General features: G+C 45.4%; 17 protein-coding genes. All 17 read right to left on the minus strand.

Going from position 1 to position 18,009, the window contains the following annotated elements; all coding sequences use genetic code 11:
• Positions 1-537: 537 nt before the first annotated feature.
• The 17 genes from EKM86_RS11355 to EKM86_RS11435 all read right to left on the minus strand — a co-directional run bounded on the left by EKM86_RS11355 (position 538) and on the right by EKM86_RS11435 (position 17,910).
• Positions 538-1,740, minus strand: a complete 1,203-nt coding sequence (locus EKM86_RS11355; RefSeq protein ID WP_125758097.1) for a hypothetical protein — start codon at positions 1,738-1,740, stop codon at positions 538-540.
• Between the two features lie 3 nt (positions 1,741-1,743).
• On the minus strand, positions 1,744-2,724 hold the full coding sequence (locus EKM86_RS11360; RefSeq protein ID WP_125758099.1) for a glycosyltransferase family 2 protein: 981 nt from the start codon (positions 2,722-2,724) through the stop codon (positions 1,744-1,746).
• Positions 2,725-2,867: 143 nt separating this feature from the next.
• Positions 2,868-3,716 carry a dTDP-4-dehydrorhamnose reductase gene (gene rfbD / locus EKM86_RS11365; protein WP_125758101.1) on the minus strand — a complete coding sequence of 283 codons (849 nt, stop codon included), beginning with the start codon at positions 3,714-3,716 and terminating at the stop codon, positions 2,868-2,870.
• A gap of 65 nt (positions 3,717-3,781) precedes the next feature.
• A complete protein-coding gene (gene rfbB / locus EKM86_RS11370) occupies positions 3,782-4,807 on the minus strand; it encodes a dTDP-glucose 4,6-dehydratase (RefSeq protein ID WP_125758102.1) in 1,026 nt (341 codons plus the stop codon).
• Positions 4,808-4,809: 2 nt separating this feature from the next.
• Positions 4,810-5,382, minus strand: coding sequence for a dTDP-4-dehydrorhamnose 3,5-epimerase (gene rfbC / locus EKM86_RS11375; protein ID WP_125758104.1), 573 nt, complete (start codon positions 5,380-5,382; stop codon positions 4,810-4,812).
• Positions 5,379-6,257, minus strand: coding sequence for a glucose-1-phosphate thymidylyltransferase RfbA (gene rfbA, locus EKM86_RS11380; RefSeq protein ID WP_125758107.1), 879 nt, complete (start codon positions 6,255-6,257; stop codon positions 5,379-5,381). Before rfbA ends, rfbC begins: the two co-directional genes overlap by 4 nt.
• A gap of 103 nt (positions 6,258-6,360) precedes the next feature.
• Positions 6,361-7,905: a lipopolysaccharide biosynthesis protein gene (locus EKM86_RS11385; RefSeq protein WP_125758109.1), complete on the minus strand. Its 1,545-nt coding sequence runs from the start codon at positions 7,903-7,905 to the stop codon at positions 6,361-6,363.
• A gap of 28 nt (positions 7,906-7,933) precedes the next feature.
• A complete protein-coding gene (locus EKM86_RS11390) occupies positions 7,934-8,818 on the minus strand; it encodes a glycosyltransferase family protein (protein ID WP_125758111.1) in 885 nt (294 codons plus the stop codon).
• A 27-nt stretch (positions 8,819-8,845) separates the two neighbouring features.
• Positions 8,846-9,928, minus strand: coding sequence for an EpsG family protein (locus EKM86_RS11395; protein ID WP_125758113.1), 1,083 nt, complete (start codon positions 9,926-9,928; stop codon positions 8,846-8,848).
• Positions 9,929-9,983: 55 nt separating this feature from the next.
• Positions 9,984-10,955, minus strand: coding sequence for a glycosyltransferase family 2 protein (locus tag EKM86_RS11400; RefSeq protein WP_125758115.1), 972 nt, complete (start codon positions 10,953-10,955; stop codon positions 9,984-9,986).
• A 19-nt stretch (positions 10,956-10,974) separates the two neighbouring features.
• The gene (locus EKM86_RS11405; RefSeq protein ID WP_164506269.1) at positions 10,975-11,910 is read right to left on the minus strand and encodes a glycosyltransferase family 2 protein; all 936 of its coding nucleotides are present in this window, start codon (positions 11,908-11,910) and stop codon (positions 10,975-10,977) included.
• A gap of 10 nt (positions 11,911-11,920) precedes the next feature.
• Entirely contained in the window at positions 11,921-12,817 is an 897-nt protein-coding gene (locus EKM86_RS11410) for a LicD family protein (RefSeq protein WP_125758119.1), read from the minus strand.
• Positions 12,818-12,831: 14 nt separating this feature from the next.
• Entirely contained in the window at positions 12,832-13,461 is a 630-nt protein-coding gene (locus EKM86_RS11415; protein WP_125758121.1) for an AAA family ATPase, read from the minus strand.
• Between the two features lie 33 nt (positions 13,462-13,494).
• Positions 13,495-14,163, minus strand: coding sequence for a YveK family protein (locus EKM86_RS11420; RefSeq protein ID WP_125758123.1), 669 nt, complete (start codon positions 14,161-14,163; stop codon positions 13,495-13,497).
• A gap of 41 nt (positions 14,164-14,204) precedes the next feature.
• Complete coding sequence (locus EKM86_RS11425) at positions 14,205-15,605, minus strand: sugar transferase (protein ID WP_125758125.1); 1,401 nt, start codon at positions 15,603-15,605, stop codon at positions 14,205-14,207.
• Between the two features lie 111 nt (positions 15,606-15,716).
• Positions 15,717-16,799, minus strand: a complete 1,083-nt coding sequence (locus EKM86_RS11430; protein ID WP_125758127.1) for a phosphomevalonate kinase — start codon at positions 16,797-16,799, stop codon at positions 15,717-15,719.
• 178 nt (positions 16,800-16,977) lie between these two features.
• Positions 16,978-17,910 (minus strand): glycosyltransferase family 2 protein, encoded by a 933-nt coding sequence (locus EKM86_RS11435; protein WP_125758129.1) that lies wholly within the window; start codon positions 17,908-17,910, stop codon positions 16,978-16,980.
• Positions 17,911-18,009 lie beyond the last annotated feature (99 nt).

Here is an 18,009-nt window from a genome sequence, read left to right on the forward strand (position 1 = left end):
AACAAAAAGGTCTCTCCACAACGGAGAAACCTCAAAAGATAAAAACGATTCATCAACACCAATTGACAAAGTTCCCATAAAATTAGGGTCAAAACACGTCCAGTCTGAGAAGCACAAGTGCTTTCCAGACTGGACGTGTTTGCTTAATTAACCCCTGGAAAAGAGAGCTATTGATTCTCGCACGGGCTTGTTCCCTAAGGGTTATGTCCTGGACCTGGATCGATTCACCCATCTGAACTGGTAGCGCCTATTTCTACGAAAATCATGAGAAGTTATCAATCTGACTGGCTTACTCTGCAGCTGAGACGCCTTGATCTCTTCGCAATAGATACTGCCATATCAGGAAACCGAAAATAGATTGAAAAATTAACGGCCGCTTCATATCAGCATGTAAGTTTCACTATACCTACTATATTGAAATGACAGATCGGATTCCAATAATACGCCATGCTGCGTTATCTGAGGGAGAACAATAATTAGGCCCATACCAAAGATTAAAAGCCATTCGATAGGCTATTCGCTTTCCTCCCTCTCAAATCAAACTTTCCCCTTGAAATTACTATGTAGCATTGCCGCGTCCGCTAGCAGCAACGCTAAGGTCGAAATTATTAATTCGCGATAAGTGAACCAAGCATGAATTTCAGAGTGGTTTGCAAGCACCATATACCAAATAAACGGTAGTATCGCTCCAAAGATAAACAACGAGAGCGTCGGCCAATGAATTTGAATTTCATGATGACGCCTTGCGAAGAGAATAAAAGCAGCTACACTAACTAAAGCAATAATGAGCAGGATTAGTATGTTGGCAGAAGTATACTCAAAACGTAAGTTCGTTTTTAACAGTTGTATACGGTGAACCGGATATTTGCCACCTCTACCAACCCCACCTGACCGGAAAAGTATCTCGGTCAACGCCTCCTGAATCACATTTCGGCCAGTGACAAAGCTCGCGAATAGCCACTTGAGAAACCAGGTCACACCATAGCCGATGCCCCAGCCCAGACATGAAACCAAAAACTGAACCAAGCGCTTTGGGAAAGTCCGCACCTTATCACTAACGAAATCGCGGTAAATCATGATCATGAGCGGTACCCCAAGGGTAATCATCGGCGCAGTGAGGAGATCGACAAAATTAGTCACAGTCCCGATAATTAGGAAAAAGAGGAATGGATGCCACTTCTGATAATGATCATCGTCAACACTCAAAACAATCAGATTCGCTACTAAGCAGATGATGAACACGTTAGCGAACTGCATGTTGATCGAAATCGCGAAGACACGTTGAAAGGCAAACGCAATCCCGAAGGCTACGGCTGCAAAGAGATCCAACCGTTTGGCAATCATATACGCGTTTAAGACGACTAACAAGAGCACGATTACTGCATAAAGTTCTCTGACGGAACCGTAACTCATAAACATCAGTAACGGGCGCAGCCACAGCAAATAGCCGTGCCAATAGCGAGCGTAGCCGTTTGAATCCATGGCACTATAGACTGGATTGTTATGACTTTTTACGGTCTCTGAAATCATAATCCTATCTGTAAAGCTGTCCAGCCGACTGCCCGCATCCCGAGTATTCAGGACCGGATAAGTACCCTCGATTTGCCACACTTTCTCTGTACTCGGCATGTGGGCATTGATGCGTCCGTTCGACGGCACATAAACAATCACCAAGGCAACAAACAGCCCGACAATGAGCGCCACATAAATACCAACATTTCTGAGTACCTGATGCTTCATGGGTCATTCTCCCCCGTTGGCTTGTTTCTCGACCTGCCATGACAACGCCCGCCGCTTTCGCTCCTCATCATAAATTCGGTGCAAGTTCAGCTCGAAGTTCTTCCGCTCGGACCGGACAACCGTGTCCAAGATAATGCCAGTCACTAAAATCATCAGACAAAACATCATCACACCGGTGGCCAAGACGGCGGATGGCATCTTAGTAATGTAGCCCGTTTCAACAAATTCGGAAATCACTGGGATGCCAATGGCCAAGCCGACCACGAATAAAACGGCGGCCAGAATACCGAAAAACAACATTGGCTTTGAGTCACGAAACATCCGCATAATTGTGGCCAATACTTTTAGGCCATCAGAAAAAGTGTTCAGCTTAGAGGTGCTACCCTCAGGCCGATCCCGGTAGTCGATTGGAATCTCGACCAGTCTGAACCGCTTATCAACTGCATGAATCGTAAACTCGGTCTCGATCTGGAAGCCATCACTAGTCACAGGCAGACTCTCGATAAATACTCTGCTAAACCCCCGGTACCCCGTCATCACGTCTTGTATCTCACTGTGGTAGAGAAAATTGATTGAGTTTTTCACCAAATTATTGCCCAAGTTGTGAAAGAGCCTCTTATTCTCCTCTGTATAGGTCCCGTTAGTCAGACGATCACCAATGGTCATATCCGCCACCCCGTCACGCAGCGGGCCGAGTAACTTAGGTGCCGCCTCTGCGGGATAAGTGTCATCGCCATCAACCATCAGGTAAAGATCCGCATCAATATCAAAAAACATCTGCCGGACAGCGAACCCCTTGCCTTGCCGTGGCTCAACGCGAACAATGGCCCCCGCGTCCGCAGCAAGCTCAGCAGTGTTGTCTGTCGAGTTGTTGTCATAGACATAGATTTGTGCAGTTGGTAACGCTTTGGCAAAGTCATGGACCACCTTCTCAATGGTCAGTGCTTCGTTAAAGCATGGTATTAATACAGCAATTTTTTCCATACGATCCCCACGTGTAGATGGCCAGTCATCTCTGATGGCGCCGAAACAATAGTTAACAGCGAGCAGTCCCTACCTCAACAACATTAACTCCCTATTCTCTTCCCTGAGCAGATACCTGCCGCAGATTTTGCCGCAAAACAAAGTTACTTTTTTGATATCTGCGCCATAAACTCTGCCAGCGCGTCTTGCCAAGTCTGCATCTTAAACCCTGTTGCTTCGGTCTTGCTCAAGTCTAGGATCGAGTGCCGAGGCCGCCATGCCTTCTGCGGATACTCAGCACTTGTGACTGGCACTACTTCGGTATTCGTGTCCTTAAGAATTTCCTTGGCAAATTCATACCAATTGCAGCTGTTCTCGTTTGACAGGTGGTAGATGCCATACTCAAGGTTCTGATCGACCGCAAACAGCATGAACTCAGCCAACGTCTTTGTCCAGGATGGCCGGCCAAACTGATCATTCACAACGGTCAGTTTGTCATGGGTCTTTGCCAAGTTCAGCATCGTGTAGACAAAGTTGTGGCCATATTCGCCGAACACCCAAGACGTGCGAATAATGTAATACTTTTTGGCGTACTTTTGAACAGCCTGCTCGCCCTCATATTTGGTCCGGCCGTATTCATTGCGCGGCGCGGGCTTGTGATCAACGGTGTACAGCTCGTTGCTGTCGCCATCAAAAACGTAATCAGTGCTGATATAAATGAGAGTTGCGCCATTAGCACCGGCGGCCTTTGCCATGTTCTCGGTGCCCTTGGCATTGACCAGCTCGTCAATCTCCTTGCCCTCGTCTTCCGCCTTGTCAACTGCCGTGTAAGCGGCGCAGTGGTAGACGATATCTGGTTTATAATCCGCGAAATACGCATTGACTGCCTGCGCATCGGTAATATCTAATTCCTTGGTGTCAGTCGCCCGGTAAGTAATGCCACGGCCATCCAACATGTGACGCAACTCAGTGCCCAATTGACCGTTAGCGCCGGTAATTAAAATCTTCTTCATCAAATTTCATCTCCGTGTTATCACACAAAAACGAAGCGACTGGCGCTTCGCTTTATTTTTTCCGATTATTGACCCTGCTTGGCATACTTGGCTTCAACTGCCGCCTTTTCAGCTTGCCACCAGTCCTCGTGTGCCGTATACCAGTCGATGGTGTGCTTCAAACCAGACTCGAAGTCGGTAAACTGAGGCTCCCAGCCAAGCTCAGTGCGCAGCTTGGTTGAATCGATCGCATACCGCAAATCGTGACCGGGACGATCCTTCACTTGCTCATAGTCGTCAGGCGACTTGCCCATCAGCTTAAGAATCAGCTCTAAGACCGTCTTATTGTCCTGCTCACCGTTAGCGCCGATCAAATAGGTTTCACCAATTTTGCCCTTGGTCAAAATGGTCCAGATGGCCCGTGAGTGGTCCTCCGTGTGGATCCAGTCACGAACATTTTTACCAGTCCCGTAAAGCTTCGGCGTGATTCCACTCAGGATATTCGTGATCTGACGCGGAATGAACTTCTCAATGTGCTGATATGGCCCATAGTTGTTCGAGCAATTCGAGATGGTTGCGCGAACCTTAAAGGAACGGGTCCAGCCGTGAACCAGCATGTCGGACGCAGCCTTGGTCGAGGAATATGGACTGGAAGGATTGTAGCGACTCTGAGTCGTGAACTTCTCGCCTTTACCCTCGCCGTGGCCGGGCAGGTCTTCCCGCAGCGGCAGATCGCCATAAACTTCATCTGTGGAGACATGATGGAAGCGAATGTCGTACTTGCGGGCAGCTTCCAGGAGCGTGTACGTGCCGACCACGTTTGAGTGAAGGAACGGACTTGGATCGATCAGCGAATTGTCGTTGTGGCTTTCGGCAGCGAAGTGAACGCAGGTATCAACCTGACTCATCAACCTGTCAACCAGTGGCGCATCACAGATATCGCCAACTACCAGCTGCACGCGGTCACCCAGAAGGTCTTCAATGTTGGCCTTGTTGCCAGCGTATGTCAGCTTATCCAGCACCGTGATCTGAACATCCGGATGATTGTTGTACACATAACGGACAAAGTTTGAACCGATGAAGCCGGCCCCACCTGTAACCATAAGTTTCATAATTAAATCTCCCCGTATACGAAGTTGTTTTCGGCATCCTTGAGCTGTGGGTGCTTGGTATCTTTTTCCGACATGATCAGATGCGTCGTCGGCATCGGCCACTGAATGCCGATATCAGGATCATCAAACGCGATCCCACGGTCGGCTTCCGGCGCATACACGCCCTCAACTTTATAGCAGAAATTGACGTTCGGCGTGAGCGTGATGAAGCCATGTGCAAAGCCTTTTGGTACAAACAGGTGACGGTGATTAAACTCGGAAAGAATATAGCCTTCCCACTGCCCATAGGTTGGCGAGCCCTTCCGGATGTCTACCAAGACATCCTCTACCACGCCAGTGACGACGCGGACTAGCTTGGTCTGTGCGTAAGGGGCCATTTGATAATGCATCCCCCTCAACACTCCGGGCTCAGCGGACAAGCTCTGATTGTCTTGATTGAAGTCTGTCGTGATGCCTGCCGCAACAAACTTATCACGCGTCCAAGTTTCAGTAAAAAAGCCCCGGTTATCACCGAAAACGTCCGTTTCAACGATCTTGACGTCTTTCAGCTTCGTGGGAATGACTTTCAAACTCATTTGTGCTCCTCCTGCTTAACCAATTGCAATAGGTACTGACCGTACTCCGTCTTCTTCAGCGGTTGAGCCAGCTTTTCGACCTGCTCGATCGAGATGTAGCCCATCCGGTAGGCAATTTCTTCCAGATTCGAAATTTGCAGATTCTGCCGGTGCTGAATCGATGCGATAAACGCCGAGGCGGTCTGGAGTGACTCGTGCGTGCCAGTATCAAGCCAGGCAAAGCCGCGACCCATCAGCTCGACGTCGAGTTCACCGCGGCGCAGGTATTCCTGATTGATGTCAGTGATCTCAAGTTCACCGCGGGCAGAAGGCTTGATGTGCTTTGCAATCTCAACGACGTCATTATCATAGAAGTACAGGCCAGTCACAGCGTAATTTGACGCCGGATGCTCAGGCTTTTCAATAATTGACTTCGCGTGCATGTGGTCGTCAAAGTCGACCACGCCAAACCGCTCAGGATCATTAACATGATAGCCGAAGACTGTGGCACCCTTCTCCTTGGCCGCAGCACGCTGCAGCATCTTGGACAAGCCACCGCCGTAGAAGACGTTGTCCCCGAGAATCAAGCAGACAGAATCATCGCCAATAAAATCAGCAGCCAAAATGAACGCTTCGGCCAGGCCGTTCGGATGCTCTTGAATCTTATAGCTCAGATTCAGGCCAAGCTCGTGACCGTCGCCGAATAATTCCTCAAACCGCGGCAGATCTTTCGGGGTCGAGATGAGCATGATGTCCTTGATGCCTGCCAACATGAGGGTGGACATTGGATAATAGATCATCGGTTTATCGTAGATTGGGATTAACTGTTTGGAGATAGCTCGAGTAATTGGATATAAGCGCGTTCCGGAACCACCAGCTAATATAATACCCTTCATGAAAAAAGCCCTCGCTTTCCAGCTACTATTTGAAAACCATACGCGTTCTACGATATCACAGCTTCGCCATTGATAACACCAATGAGACGCAAAAAGGTCAACATCAGCGTTTTGCCCGCTTTCTAAACATGTTCCTCAACATTACAAATAGTCCCTTTTGTCCCTTAGTACGCGAAAATAGGACTAACAAAACTCCTATGACAACAACCCCACAACCAATCCCATACTCAATGATGTGAAATACCCCATTTATGTTTGGTTTGAGAGCTGAAAGTATCAATCCCTCCGCCGCTAACAATCCACCAAACGTTGCCAAATAAGCCCAATACTTCAAGTAAAAGCGCACCATACTGGTATGGTAGGCACCTTTAAACAGAATAAGTGGATCCCACCAGGAGTTAACCAATATATTACCGATAATTGTCCCAAAAAGAACACCGTTGATGCCCATCGATGTAAATCTTACCAAAATCAAACTAAGCCCTAGATTTACTGCAGCTTCGACAATCGATTTGATTCGGTAACCCCAAAATAGTCCGTAGGCGTTGACCATATTTAGGGCAGGACGAAATTGGCCAAAGACAAAATTAATGATGATAAAGTACAAAGTAGATTCTGGAAGCTGATACTTGTTACCAAGCCAAAGTTTAATAAAAGGGGGAAAGAACGCGAATGCTACCAACCCAATAAAGAAAACCGAAATTGCGTTGTAATAGGTGAACTGATCGAACATATCCAGTTGTTTCTTGGCGTTATTCTTCTCTGTAACGCCTAAGTTGCCAAAGCTGGCAATCACAGAGCTAAAAACCTGGGTTAATAAACGAGTAATACTAGTCAATACTAGAGCATAGTTGGAATAGATGCCGACTACAACTAAACCAAGGAACTTTGAAATTAAAATATTATCAGTACCAGAAACAACAATTGCACCGACCTTTGAGGAAATTGTTCCAACTACATTGTGCTTAATCTCAGACAAAATTGCCGGGTCGACTTTTTCAGCTTTTGCTGTCTTCAAAAATGGATAACGTTTGTGTGACCTAAAAGTGATGGCAATATTCGAAGATAGGTTACTCAGAATCATTAGAATTAGATACGCAACATAACTGTGAAAGAACACCATAAAAATTATCTGCAGAATGTAACGGCCAACGTTAAAAATAAACTGATTAACAGAGTCCACATAACTTTTTTGGTCGGCAATTAGCAGAGAACGGTTATACGTGAAGAAGTAACTAACCACAGTGCTCAAGAGGTACAACACAAAATAGAATCTTACATGCGGCAAAGTGCTTGTGCCTTCAATAAACCAAGGCACAAAGTACGATAAGATCAGGCCGGCAACGAGAATGACCATCCCAATCCCATCGTAGACCTTGCGGAATAAGTTCATTATTCCAGCAATCACGTCATCATCATGCTCTGCCAGCGGCTTGTATAAGGCATAGCTAAAAGCGGACCCAATACCAAGCTCGGCAAACGAGAGAAACGTGATCAGGTTATTAAAAAGGCCATTCGCCCCCAGATATTCCGCGCCCAACGTGTGGACAAAAACGGTCTGAACTGCAAATTGGCCTATCATCATAATAATTTGAGTAATGAATGCCAGTGAAGCATTTTTTATTGATGCACGTCTTCTCGAAATCATTCCGTATCCTCGCTATCAAAGGGAGTAGTCAATCATATGAAGTCACGAGTCCTGCTAACATGCCGCGCATCAGCGTTCCAAAACGTCGTACCTTCTTTGGTTCATATAATAGCATGATAAACCGTCTCGCAATCTGACCTAAAGAATACTTAGCAATACCTTTGCCTTTTCGGCCATATTTACGTATTAAATAAACCCCATTACGAGCCGTGTAGTACTCGCGAAACAAAACGTAATTTGTCACCGCGATTTTTTTACCCAAAAAATTACGTCGATTTGGTGTCCCAATCTCATGAATGATTGAAGCAGCCCCAGTAGTTGCAACGGTGTATCCCTGTGTGAGGAGCTTCAAATCAAAATCAAAATCGACCCAATCGATAAACCATTTTTCACTTAGGCCGCCAACTTTTTCAAAAGCATCAACGGAAACAAGTAGGCCACTGGAAATTGGAAGAGTGTTAATAAGCAGCAGTTCCTGCGAAAAATCTACGTTTCGCTTATGTAATCCCTGTTGATCGAATAATAAAGTTGAATAATTACCTTTTTCAGTTCGTCGACTAATTTTCGGGCTTAAGGCGGCCAAATTAGAATATCGCGTTTTCGTGGTCTGCCACGCCTCCAACATGGAAGAGAAGAAACTTGAGGAAATTTCAGAATCCTGATCGAGGAAAAAAACATACTCCAAATTAGGGTTTCGTTTCTTCAAAAGAGCGACACCGTAGTTTTGAGCATACGCAATCCCCTTATTGTCTCCGAGCTCATATGGCCTGAGCACGATCCCCTCCTTCTGTAAAGATGGTCCATTATTAACCAAAGCGACTTGCCTGGTTTGCGGTAAAATTTGAGCCAGCGTCAAATTCAACTGGTTAAGGTTTGGATTGTACAAGACAATTACGACGCCCCAATTATTCATTACTAATCCTCCAAAAGGTGAGAAAACTTATGCCAGCTTAAGTAAGTAAAGCAGGCTACCACGAAAAGCTGTGCCCCACATGTAAAGATGAGAAAAGCCGTTCATCGCGCAAACCACAACAATCAAAAAAGTGACAAGCGGCCGCATCTTGTGAATTTGAACTTCATCCACTTTGTCGTAATACAGTGAAATCGCAATAATTACGAATAGAAAAATCGAACGCGGGATGCGCGAATAATCATCTGCAAGAGAAAGCGACGGGAGTGTAATAACCGCCATCAGAACAACAACGTAAAGAAGCTGAAACTGATTTATCAGAGTTTTGTTCTCGCTAGTTACAACCACCTTGTACAAAAACCAGAGCAAGAGAAATGCAGCAAGTGTTGAGACCGCAACAGCCACGTATCTGATCAATACGCTACCGTCGCCATATTGCTGTGAAACTTTCGATGCAAGGTTAGCACGACTTGAAATGACAGCTAAAACTTTGCCAGCAATATTCAAAATACTGCTTACGCCAATGACATTTATTCCCAAAATCACTGCAATTGAGAACCCTACGAAAAGCATTGCGTATTTATAAAGGATCCGGAAAGAAATCACACGCAACAGGACAGCTAGAAGGAAGAGATACCCCAAGGAGTGGAACTGGGCAGCGATCAAGATTAAAAGGACTGATGTCACGATATTTTTCACAGTGACTTTTTGAAGAAAAGAGATTGCCAGAACGACAATCGAAATCATAACGAAATTTCGTAGTTGAGTCGCATCAAGCAGAAAGACTGTCACACCATAAATACCGACAAATAAAGTGGTATTCTCGGTAAATCGACGGACTCCGATGTACAACGCAATGATCGCCACCAAACATAAAAATGATCGATATGTTTGATAACTTAAGCCCAATCTTGAAAAGAGGATTCCCAAGTAGGAGTATCCTTTTTCAAAATGCCACGCGCTGGGAGGTTGCCCTGGCATGATTGTATACTCAGACTGATAGCTCCCATAGTCCAGATTATGTACAGGATTGGAAAAGGCCGCGAGATACCAGAGCGCAGTCATCCCAATTGCGCTTATCACTTGAGATTTGCGCTTTGCAAACTGATTCAAAAATTGCAATCCTTCTGATAACAGAAATACCGTAGGTCCTCACCTCCTTAACAACTTACGACCGATAGTGAGAAAATATTCTTTCACGCAGGCTGGGCCACATCCACAGAAGTAAAATTGTCTCAATATTAAGAAATTTCGAGCGGATAAACAGGCCGTTGTCTTTCAAAAACCGTCTTTTTTTTAAGGGTGCCCAGCCTTGAAATAACGCAGCAACGCCTTGAATCAAAGCCGTCTGTTCAGAGCCAAGCTCCGAGCCGTAAAGTCTTAATAACTCACGGGCCTGTCTGGAACCAGACGAAACAATCCGACTCTCACGAAATTGAAGAAAACGCCCAAGACGTTTGACAAAGTTAGCGCGGTCGGGAGCCCCTAAAACATTGTTGCCATGTTGACGGTAAGAAACCAGTTCCTGATCAACGAAAATAACTTGCCCTAAAGCACTGGAAACTAATGCTGCCCACCAGTCATGCATGTGAATAGAAGAGTAATTTAACTTGTGGGTTGAACGAATTAGTTCATCACGAAGGCTGTGGTTCAACAAACACGTGCAACCAGTGGCCGTATTAATAAGCAGGAAATCCTTTAGCTTAGTGCTGTAAATGGCATTCCTGGTGCTAGCAGGTAAAGGATTTCCTGCACCGTCAATTTCATCGTAGCGAGAATAAATCAATGTCGGCACAAGAGGATCTTCGCGTTTCATCCTCTGAACCAGTATATCCAACTTATCAGCGTGCCAGACATCATCTTGGTCGGAAAAAGCATAAAACTCGCCTTCCTCCTGTGATAACAGAGTTAAGAAGGCCTTCTTAATGCCTAAATGCCCATCATTTTGAATCAGCCTAATGCGTCGATCCTGCTCCATATATCTACGAATAATGGCTTTCGTTCCGTCTGTAGAACCATCATCATGAATAATTAGCTGCCAATTTTGATAGTGCTGAGCGATAAAAGAATCTAACTGCTGGTCCAGATACTTCTCCCCATTGTAGGTGGACATGCATATAACAACTTTTGGATTTGCCATGAAGACTCCCCTGTTTAAATTACAATGAATTCATTAACACACGATAGCGGATTTGTAAGGTCGGACGCAGACTTGATGCTCGAATGCGTGGGTCAAACAGTAGTCGAAGTCGATATCCCAGATTGGTTTGATAATTCGCGACCGCGCTCAAAAAGTTTCTCTGCTTGGGATCAAGTTGCTGACTATACCCAACGAGAAGTTCACGCGCACGCTTCGAAAACGGATTGGTGACTGGGTTCTTCTTATATCTTCTATACCGGTCCATTAAGCTTGGCGACTGTATCTTTCTCGCCGAACCAGAGCCGCCGAAGCCTGTAACGGCAGAATTATGACGACGATACAGCATGTGGGGAACTGGATCGTAGATAACTTTACCTAGGAACTGGGCGACATTGATGACATATGCATCATGAACAATATTATCAACTGGGACGTGTTGCTGTACGAGAGTCAGCAGACGACGGTTAAATACCATCGTAGTGCCTAACCAGGTCACATCAAAAAAAGCTTGGGGTAATTTTGTGGTCGGCACATAATCTCTTGGATATCGATCCCCCAATGGTCGCCCCTCACTGTCTGCTAACGTAACGTTACTGTGATAAAGCGCAGGCGTTTTAGGAAAAGCCGACAATTTGGTAATTGCAGCTTCCAACTTATCTGGTTGGTATATATCATCTTGATCAGCAAACGCAAAATAGTCGCTTGAATCGTCGTTTGGTACTGATTTTATAAGCGTCATGAAACTGTCCCGCCAACCAATATTCTTACCAAATGCAACTTTGACATTGTCTTTTTTTGCGTAAGTGGTCAAAATCGAGCGCGTGTGATCTGTCGAACCATCATCACGAACTCGAATATGAACTTCAACACTGGTCTGGTTGAGCAAACTGTCCAGCAATTCCCTTAAATATGCATCCCCATTGTATGTGGAAAGTAAAACAGTGACCGAGCTCATGATTTCCTCCTCAGTGTGTCGCGTGCCCTTCATTCTTCAAATAGGCACTGCCACGATAAGCAGTATATGGCGTGTCAGTATCAATCATCGCAGTGTGGTGTTTGGCAAGTTGCTGACTCTTGGGCGGTAACTTCATGTAATCATGGAAAACCAAAGTCAGATACTGATCATAACCAGCCATTACCGGCATTTCTGTATCCTCAAATGGCATCATCTTCGTTGTCGCAAACCACTTCGGATCGAATGGTCGAAACATTCCCTTAAGCCCACTGGCAAGCTCAACAAGTTGCGTACTGCCTGGCTGCGGCTCTGTCATACGCCGCTCAGATTCTTTCCAAATACGGTAACGAATTTTCGGTGAACGAACAATGTATAAAGGCAATGCCGTTAGAAAACGCAAAAGTTTTCCTTGATGGTCAGGGAGACGCTGATTAATAAAAATCGAGAACAGAATTGCGTTGATCCGTTGTTTGAACCGACCAATCGGTGTGGGTGCCAAATGGTCTATCGGAATGATATCGATAGCGATTCCTTGATTCACATCTTCGTTCTGGGTTCGGAAATTAATAAAAGTCGTTGTACTGTCATTAACTGTCATAGCGGCGTGATGATAGTTGTGAGTGGCATCGGAACGACAAATCTGGTACCTGGAATCGTGCGAATACTTTTCCCAGTTATGATACAGATTCTCATAATCCTCTCGAAGCATAAAAATATCGACATCATCATCCCATGGAATGAAACCATGATGCCGAATTGTGCCAATACACGTTCCACCACACATGTAGTAGGTTAGTCCATTTTGATCGCATATTTTTGCAACGTACTTTAAAATTTCCAGTTCTTTAAGTTGCAAACTGCGGACTTGCCCTGGTGTCGCTTTCGAAAGATCTGAAATCTTAGTCACAACAATCCGCCTTTCTATTGGTCTATAACTATTGAGCCAATTACATTTGCACCCGTGTCTATAAGATCTGACATCATCGTGTCAACAGCACTTATCTTACTGTGATCACGTCTTAAAACAACCAATACCGTTTTAATCAGGTCGGCCAAGGCCAGCCCATCAGGTCCTTCATCTGTCGCGGGGCCATCAAAAAGAATCAAATCATATTCATCATTTACAGTCTGGAGCAATCTATCAATTGACGCTCGAGCGGACACATTGTTAAAAACAAGAGCGTTCTGATTTCCACTTATCGTCTCAAGGCCTTCGTACTGTGTCTTGCTGATAAAGTCAGCTAGCTCAGCTTTCTCCTTTGTCAGAAAGTCACTGAGACCACCTTTACTACCGCCACCAAGTGCGCTTACCTCGTCAAAAGGATTGGCATTGATTAATAATACCTTTCGACCGGAATTGGCATAATTGATGGCCAGACTCGAGGTGACTGCTGTTTTCCCGTCATACTGAGTCGCCGAAAGAACAGCTAAGGCTTTGATACCCGTCTGCTTTTGTATTTGTAGAAGCTTGGCAGTCAGAGCACTCATGCGTTGGCTTTGGCTCAGCACCTCAGTATCGTACTGACGAGGTAATTTTGATTGTTTTCTCACGATGCAATCCCCCTGTGTCCTTTTATCAAAAGCTCAAATCGTCTGAATGGTCTTGATATGATACTTCTTACTTAGATACTCACTATCACGAACCGTATGCCGCGAAAACTCCAGGGCAAAAATCACGATGAGCGATAACACGCCACCCAACACAAAACCTGCCAGCAGGTACTTGATAAGACTGCCCTTACCAGTTGATGTTGCAACAGGCATCTCGCCTTGAATGATCGCAACCTTTGAGATCGCCATATATTTAGGTGCTAATCTCTGAAATTCCTGCATGATTGTGTTGACTGCACTGACAGCCACGGTCTTATTGCTTGACTTAAACTTCAGCTCGAGTAAGAGAGAATTAGGTTGATTAGAAACTGTCAAAGAATTTTGGATTGCGCTGGCAGGCAAACTAATTCCCTCTCGTGACAGAGACTTCGAAACGTTCGAGAGAACCTCAGTGCTCTTCATTACATCCTGACTGGTTGCCACCAGTTGATTTGCGTAAGCATTTTGAGTTGCAACGTCACCTGAAGCGTGCTGCTCTGGCCGGAGAACCACCTGGCCAGTTGCTTCATATTGAGCACCAGTACCAGCCTTCATGACTCGATAGCCGCCAACCAAAGCTGTAAACCCCAGGGTAATCAAAACAATAATCCACGCATGCTTAAGGAGAATCCGAAACATTTCTCCTAGACTAATTTCTTGCATAAACTAAATATCCTCCACTAATCGCTGTCTTTAAATCCTCATCAGTCAAGATGATTAATATCGTTCTCAGCCACAATCTCGTGCAGCTTCTTCATATTTGGCTTCTCCTCATCATCCAAGCCTTGAGATGACACCTTATCAAACAGAATCTTAATGGTTTGAAGAAGAATCTTAAAATCAAGCGTCAGACTGTAACATTTGATATACAGAAGATCAAACTTTAGCTTACTCCGATAGTCAGACGCATACTTGCCGTAGACCTGAGCGTAACCAGTGATCCCAGCGCGAACATTATGTCGTAAATAATAATGTGGTTCATCTTGATTGAACTGGTTAACAAAATATGGCCTTTCTGGCCTCGGACCAACGATAGACATGTCCCCCTTTAAGACATTGAAAATCTGGGGTAATTCATCTAGGCGAAGCTTCCGCAAATATTTGCCAACAGGCGTAATCCTTGAGTCGTTGGCTTGAGCTAAAACCGGACCAGATTTAGCCTCGGCAGTAGCAGACATCGTTCGAAACTTGTAAATCCGAAACTCACGCTGATTCAATGTGATTCGGGTTTGCTTATAAATAATCGGACCAGGCGAAGTCAGTTTGACTAAAATGGCGGTTATCAGCATAAATGGTGAAGCAATAACTAGGAGCACAAGTGCCACAATAATATCAAAGAGTCGTTTTAAAGCTGCGTTTTCTGACGAAAGCCGAAAATCCGAGATACCCATCACGCTTTCGTCTTCAAAATTCATTAGGTTCGGCCGCAACATCAGAAGATTGTCAAAGGTCGACGGCAGCATGAGATGTTTCTCGTTCTTAATGACATAATCGACAATTGCGCGTCGTTCCTCATCACTGATAGTATCAGTGATATAGAAGATATCGACATCGTTAATAATAGCCTTCACATTCTCGAGAAAATGATTGGTAATGACGTAACGTACACGATGTTTATTGTTTTTAGAAGAGCTAAAATTTTGGATGATTGCCGGCAATTCGTCTTCATATGAGATAACAGCCACGTGCTCATCTGGAGTAAAGGCAATGTAGAGATAATAGACGATCGTCCTCCAAATTGCGAGAATGACAATACTAATGATTAAAGACAAAAGTAGAACCGACCGAGGAAAAGCAAACAGTCGCCCCATGAACGTAATCACCATAAGGGCGGCAATCGCGATTCCTTGACCCAACACTGTAAGAAAAATGACATCACTGATACGCCGGTTATAGTATACGTACACACCAAGGAGATAATTAACAATTAAGAACACGATGGAAAGCCAGATTGCCGAATGCTGGTAGGAGTAGAAATTCACCTCAGGAATAGTGATCCCAAAACGAAAATAGTATGACAGTAAGATGCTGACATGAAACAATATCAAGTCAACGATCACAACTCCTAATCGCTTAAGGCCACTCCATTGTTTGACCGACTTCATAAGCACAACCCTCTCCAAACTAGACTCGTCTGACTAAACGCCAAAACATACCATGAAAAAGTATACCACAGGCCTTAGTCCCACACAGGTTCTTAACTAAAAAGCAAGCTGTTACCGCACCGGCAACAGCTCATGAACCTCAAACTTTAACTGTTCAATTCCGGCCTGAGACCAGCTTTCAGAAATTTGCTTTGCGTGTTGCGCGGCATCAATCAAAACAATGCCGCAATCACCGCCGCCAGCTCCAGATGACTTAGCCGCACCGCCATGCGCTTCCGCTAACTCGCACAGTTGATTGAGCAATGGTGTCTCAATTTGAACCCCAGAAAAACCAGCCAACCTGTTCAACAACTGTCGATTTTCCCGAACGCCCTCTTGAATGCCTGCGAGGTCTGCAGTACGAAAGCAATTGATCATCTTTTCGAGAACTTTTTTGCTTTGCAACAGAAAATGCTTGTATCGGCTACGCTGTTTAGCTTTCGCAATCGTGATTTTATCGACCAGACGCGAAGTTGAAGCAGGTGAGCCAGTCCAGCCAATCATCAGGCCCAATTCAGCCGGCGCATGGAGCAACTCAATTGAAAGCTGTGGCCACTGCATGTGAAGCAATTCAGTCAGTGAGTGAATCCGCCGCTCGGCGGCAAGCCAGGACTTATCAAAAGAGCGGTACGCGATCCAGCCCCCGTAAACCGAGGCTGCAATGTCGCCTAAAGACCCATTGCCTTGAACATCCAGATGCGCAATCGCAGCCAATTTATAAAGCTGATCGGAAGTCATGTGTAACTGATAAAACTGGTTCAAAGCCTTCACTGTCGCCACTGTCACAGCGGCAGAGCTCCCTAACCCGTACTTTTTCCCGCTATCAGAGTCAAGATCAGAGTCGACAAACAACTTGTAAAGTGCTAGCGGTTTCCCCTGCTCACGGGCATATTGCTCTGTTAATTTAATTGCACTCAGGATGTAATGAAACGGGTTGTCGCGATCGTCAAAGACCATTTCGTCACCTTGTCGTTGCCACAGTAACGAATTTTCTTGATACTGCTTCGAGACAATGCTGCCATAATCAGGCATCTCCTCAACGGTCACTGTGACAAACTGATTTAAAGCAACGATGATCGCTGGGTATCCTGTTTCCACCACTGCGTACTCGCCCGCAATATATAATTTTCCTGGCGCTTGGGCTGTAACTAGCATCAACGAAACCTTCCTACTCTACTTATGACTTTTTCCCAACTCGACGAAAGCTATTATAAATGACTGAACTGAATGCGGTGCTAATGGCACTTAACTGTAATACTTTCTAAAACTTCATCCGTTTACCTTTCGGTCCACTAATGAATTCTGACGGCGCAAGAAGCTCAATGTGACTGATTCAATCCTTTACAGTTTTATCAGTCTCTTTAACGATATAAACGGGCCTTTTCTTTGTCTCCAAAAAAATCTTGCCAATATATTTGCCAATTATACCTAGACAGAGCAACTGTAAACCGCCAAGGAATAAGATAATGCAGACTAGTGAGGGCCAACCAGCGGCTGAATTGTGGAATAGAAGTGCTCGGACCACAATGAAAATCATCGCGATGGCTGCCCCAAAACAACTGGCCGCACCAACAAAAGAGGCAATGTTCAAAGGCGCATCAGAAAAGTTTACAATACCGTCCAATGAATAGTTAAATAGCTTCCAAAAGTTCCAGGACGTCTGGCCAGCAACGCGCTCACGATTTGGGTAGGAGATATATTTCGTGTTAAAGCCAACCCAGCTGAACAGACCCTTAGAAAATCGATTATATTCTGAGAGCTGCAAAATCGCATTAACCATCTGGCGCGTCATTAAGCGAAAATCGCGTGCGCCATCGACCATTTGCGTTGAGGAGATCCGGTTGATCAACCGATAAAACTGCCGGGCAAAAAAGCTTCTCAGCCTTGGCTCGCCTGCTCGGTCCGCTCGACGCGTCCCGACGCAGTCAATGTCTTGTGTCTGAATCATATGGATCATTTTCGGTAGTAATTCCGGTGGGTCTTGCAAGTCCACATCCATCACCGTCACTAAATCGCCCGTCGCAGACTGAAGTCCTGCATAAAGCGCTGCTTCTTTCCCAAAAGCTCGCGAAAAAGACAGATAGTGAACGCTGGAATCCTTGCCTGCTAACGCTCGTAATTCGCTAAGCGTTTCGTCATTTGAGCCGTCATTGACGAAAACATACTCGAGTTCCTGACCCATCTCTGGGCGCAGCTTCTCAACCGCTTGGTAAAAGAGAGGAATGCTCTCCTGCTCGTTATAACAGGGCACTACAATTGATAACATCAATCTACCTCCACCGACCAAGGCAATCGAGTAGGAGGTAGCCGATTAATTCGGCTACCGACCTCTCACACCACCGTACGTACGGTTCCGTATACGGCG

Source organism: Lacticaseibacillus hegangensis (genome assembly GCF_003946465.1).
In the GTDB taxonomy this organism is placed as follows: Bacteria; Bacillota; Bacilli; order Lactobacillales; family Lactobacillaceae; genus Lacticaseibacillus; species Lacticaseibacillus hegangensis.

Coding starts and splice junctions, on each gene's coding strand:
- EKM86_RS11355 (WP_125758097.1), bottom strand. CDS start 1,740: ATGAAGCATCAGGTACTCAGAAATGTTGGTATTTATGTGGCGCTCATT.
- EKM86_RS11360 (WP_125758099.1), bottom strand. CDS start 2,724: ATGGAAAAAATTGCTGTATTAATACCATGCTTTAACGAAGCACTGACC.
- rfbD (WP_125758101.1), bottom strand. CDS start 3,716: ATGAAGAAGATTTTAATTACCGGCGCTAACGGTCAATTGGGCACTGAG.
- rfbB (WP_125758102.1), bottom strand. CDS start 4,807: ATGAAACTTATGGTTACAGGTGGGGCCGGCTTCATCGGTTCAAACTTT.
- rfbC (WP_125758104.1), bottom strand. CDS start 5,382: ATGAGTTTGAAAGTCATTCCCACGAAGCTGAAAGACGTCAAGATCGTT.
- rfbA (WP_125758107.1), bottom strand. CDS start 6,257: ATGAAGGGTATTATATTAGCTGGTGGTTCCGGAACGCGCTTATATCCA.
- EKM86_RS11385 (WP_125758109.1), bottom strand. CDS start 7,905: ATGATTTCGAGAAGACGTGCATCAATAAAAAATGCTTCACTGGCATTC.
- EKM86_RS11390 (WP_125758111.1), bottom strand. CDS start 8,818: ATGAATAATTGGGGCGTCGTAATTGTCTTGTACAATCCAAACCTTAAC.
- EKM86_RS11400 (WP_125758115.1), bottom strand. CDS start 10,955: ATGGCAAATCCAAAAGTTGTTATATGCATGTCCACCTACAATGGGGAG.
- EKM86_RS11405 (WP_164506269.1), bottom strand. CDS start 11,910: ATGAGCTCGGTCACTGTTTTACTTTCCACATACAATGGGGATGCATAT.
- EKM86_RS11420 (WP_125758123.1), bottom strand. CDS start 14,163: ATGCAAGAAATTAGTCTAGGAGAAATGTTTCGGATTCTCCTTAAGCAT.
- EKM86_RS11425 (WP_125758125.1), bottom strand. CDS start 15,605: ATGAAGTCGGTCAAACAATGGAGTGGCCTTAAGCGATTAGGAGTTGTG.
- EKM86_RS11430 (WP_125758127.1), bottom strand. CDS start 16,799: ATGCTAGTTACAGCCCAAGCGCCAGGAAAATTATATATTGCGGGCGAG.
- EKM86_RS11435 (WP_125758129.1), bottom strand. CDS start 17,910: ATGTTATCAATTGTAGTGCCCTGTTATAACGAGCAGGAGAGCATTCCT.